This is a genomic window from Herbaspirillum sp. B65, assembly GCF_000333555.1.
GTDB lineage: Bacteria > Pseudomonadota > Gammaproteobacteria > Burkholderiales > Burkholderiaceae_D > Herbaspirillum > Herbaspirillum rubrisubalbicans.
Window position 1 is genome coordinate 1 of record NZ_BADI01000507.1, and the last position, 3,493, is coordinate 3,493.

4 protein-coding genes are annotated in these 3,493 nt (G+C 63.6%); all 4 read right to left on the reverse strand.

Going from position 1 to position 3,493, the window contains the following annotated elements:
- Window positions 1–1,105, reverse strand: a 1,105-nt coding sequence (locus tag I5W_RS12115; protein ID WP_044529412.1) for a class I adenylate-forming enzyme family protein, incomplete at its 3' end; no start/stop codon positions are given.
- A 57-nt stretch (window positions 1,106–1,162) separates the two neighbouring features.
- Window positions 1,163–2,065 (reverse strand): 2-oxo acid dehydrogenase subunit E2, encoded by a 903-nt coding sequence (locus I5W_RS12120; RefSeq protein ID WP_050010662.1) that lies wholly within the window; start codon window positions 2,063–2,065, stop codon window positions 1,163–1,165.
- Between the two features lie 22 nt (window positions 2,066–2,087).
- A complete protein-coding gene (locus tag I5W_RS12125) occupies window positions 2,088–2,318 on the reverse strand; it encodes a biotin/lipoyl-containing protein (RefSeq protein ID WP_017450466.1) in 231 nt (76 codons plus the stop codon).
- A gap of 34 nt (window positions 2,319–2,352) precedes the next feature.
- Window positions 2,353–3,345 (reverse strand): alpha-ketoacid dehydrogenase subunit beta, encoded by a 993-nt coding sequence (locus tag I5W_RS12130; RefSeq protein WP_044529413.1) that lies wholly within the window; start codon window positions 3,343–3,345, stop codon window positions 2,353–2,355.
- Window positions 3,346–3,493 lie beyond the last annotated feature (148 nt).

A 3,493-nucleotide genomic window follows, 5' to 3' on the forward strand; every position in this document is an offset into this window, starting at 1 on the left:
GTTGGGTATCGGTGCGCAGCCAGACCTCGCCCTTTTCACCAGGCGCACAGTCGTTGTCGTGATCGTCGACGATACCGAGTTCGACCCGGGCTTGAGGATGGCCGACCGACGCCAGGCGGCGCACCTGTTCTGGCGTGCCCACGGGCTGCACCAGGGTGCGGGGCAAGGCACAGGCGTTGGCCTCCGTCATTCCATATTGCACGGAGAACACCGGGCCCAGCAATTCAATGCCCCGCACCAGCAAGGGGACAGGGACCGGCGCGGCCGCGGTGACGATGCCTTCGATGCTGGACAGCTTGTAGTCCTGTACACCCGGCACGTCGAGTACAGCCTGCAGCATCGCCGCGACCATGAAGGTAAACGTAATCGATTCCGACTCGATGGCGCGCAGCATGCCGACCGGGTCGAAGCCGCGTTGGATCACGGTCGTGCCGCCCACCCAGGCGGCCGAGTTGACGTAGCCGATGCCACCCACATGAAAGGCCGGGGTGGTCTGCAGCAGCCGCGTGCCGCTGTGGAATTCACTCGACATTGCGCAGATTTCCGCTGTCGTGCACATGGCCGCGTGCGTGCGCACCACGCCCTTGGGGTGGCCGGTCGTACCGCTGGTGTAGAGCAGGTAAGCATAGTCCTGTGGTGTCGCGCGCTGAGGCGGGCCTTCGGCTGATCCTGCCGCCATCGCATCCTCGAACGACATCGCCCAGGCCGGTGCGGCGCCGATGCAAATAAACAGCTCTACATCCGGCAATGTGGCGCGCAGTTCCTCGACCAGTGTCGTGTATTGCGCCTCGAAGATCAGCACCCTGGGCGCCGCGTCTTTCAGGATCCAGGCGATCTCGCGCGCCACCAGCCGAAAATTCACGGTTGCCAGGATATAGCCGGCCAATTCGCAGGCGCGATAGGCCTCGTAATATTCGACGCAGTTCATGCTCAGGATCGCAACCCGATCCTGACGCCGCAGCCCATTGGCGTAGAACGTCGAGGACAGGCGTTTGGCGCGCTTGAGCAGCTGCGCGTAAGTCACACGGCGGCGATCGTCGACAAGCGCTTCCTTGTCCGGATAAAATCGGGCATTACGCTCGATGATTTCTCCCAGCGTTTTCATGCACTTCGTCTCCATCGTTATCAGGATCGGCGCGGCACCTTGCCGCGCCACACCGGCTTATTGAGCCAGCGTTTCGGGGCTCGCCAGCACTGTGGCGAGATGTTGCGTGAACCGGGCCGCGTCGGCCCCGTTGATGACCCGGTGGTCGTAGCTCAGCGAGAGCGGCTGCATCTGACGCCACAGCACTTCGCCTGCGGGTCCCGGAAATGGCCGCGCCTGCGTCTTGCTCAGGCCCAGGATCGCCACCTCGGGAGCGTTGACGATCGGCGTGAAGCTGGTGCCGCCGATCCCGCCGAGCGAGCTGATCGAGAAGCAGCCGCCCGACATTTCCGGCAGGGAGAGCCCCTTGGTACGCGCCTTGTTCGACAGCGCCGCCAGTTCCACGGCCAGCTCGGTCACGCTCTTCCTGTCGCAATCGCGTAGCACCGGAACCAGCAGGCCGAACTTGGTATCGACCGCGACGCCGATATGAAAATACTTCTTGTAGATGAGGTTCTTGCCGGATGCGTCGAGCGAAGCATTGAACTGCGGGTAGGCCTGCAACGCCTTGACCACGGCCTTGATCATGAACACCAGGGCTGTCAGCTTGACCTCGCCGCCTGCCTCGTTGCGGCCCTTGCGGTAGGCCTCGAGGGCATCGACCTCCGCTTCGTCGTGGTGCGTGACGTGCGGGATCGTTACCCAGTTACGGGACAGGAAGCTGCCGACCAGTTTCTGGATGCGCGACACCGGCTTGACTTCGGTCGCGCCGAATTCGGAAAAATCGATATCCGGCCAGGGTGGCAGGTCGGCACCGAAACCTGTGGACACGGGCGCCGGGGCCCGTTCTGCGACCGCGACCGGTTTGGCATGGCCGCCGTCGCGGCAGGGAAAATTGACGTCGCAGCCCGCATCAGTGCTGCCGGGTTCGGGACGCGACGTGGAACGGGTCCCGACGTCAGGACGGATGGTGTCGGACATAATGGCTCGCCTTCGCCGAGAATCAGCTGATTTCAGCCAGCACGTGGCCGACCTCGTAGGTCTCGCCGACGGTTGCCAGGATCTTCAGCTTGCCGCTAGCCGGCGATTCGATTTCCTGCACCGACTTGTCGCTTTCGATCGCATACAACGTCTGTCCCTGTTCGACGGTAGCGCCGTCAGGAACGCTCCATTCGGCAAGGACGGCTTCGTTCATCGAAAAACCGAGTTTGGGCAACAGCACTTGGGTCGTCATGGTGGGCTTTCCTATCTAGATGAGAATGGACTTGTCAGGCAAGGGTGGCCCGGATTGCGGCTTCGATTTCCTTCAGGCCCGGCACGAAGGCCTCTTCCAAGGGCTTCGAATACGGCACCGGACAATGCACGGCGCCGACCCGCTGCACCGGGGCCTTGAGCTCGCGCAACAGTGCTTCGTAGATACGCGAGGCGATCTCCGCGCCGACGCCGAAAGGCTTGACCGCCTCGTGCACGACCACGGCGCGCCCGGTCTTGGCAACCGACGTCAGGATCGTCTCCGTGTCGAGCGGCGAAATGGTGCGCAGGTCGATCAGTTCCACCGATACGCCCTGCTTGGCCAGATTCTCGGCCACGACTGCGCATTCCTGCACCCGGCGGCTGTAGCTGATCAGGGTGACGTCGGTGCCGGCCCGCAGCACATTGGCCTTGCCCAGGGGGATGGCAACGCCGCGCTCGGGCGCCGCACCCGGATTCCAGTAGGTCGGCATGTTCTCGATGAACAGGCAGGGATCGTCGTCGGCGATACACGACAGCATCAGGCCGTAGGCGTCGGCGGGGTTCGACGGCGCCACTACCTTGATACCGGCGGTGTGCGCGAACCATGCCTCGAGATAGTCGGCGTGCTGGCCGCCGGTGCCGAAGCCGGCACCGGTCATGGTGCGGATCACCAGCGGGACATGGGTCTGGCCGCCCGACATGAAGCGCAGCTTCGCGGCGTGGTTGACGATCATGTCCATCGCCACCGTGGTGAAGTTCATCAGCATGATTTCCGCCACCGGACGCATACCAGCGATGGCCGCGCCGATGGCCGCGCCGATGATGGCCTGTTCCGAGATCGGGGTCGAGCGCACCCGTGCGTCCCCATACTTCGTCGACAGGCCCTTGGTGACGCCGACGATGCCGCCGCATTCCTTGTCCCCGACATCCTCGCCCAGCACGATGACGTTGGCATCGGCGGCCATGGCGTCGTCCAGGGCGAGGTTGATGGCGCCGATGGTGTTGATCTTGTCCTGTTGCTTGCTCATACCGCCACCTCGTCCTTGTAAATATCGCGTCCCAACTCAGCCAGATCCGGATAGGCGCTGTCGAGTGCGAATGCAACCGCCTCGTCGATCTGCCCCTCGATTGCCGCTTCCATCCGCGCCAGTTCGTCTTCGGTCGCATGGCCGGCCT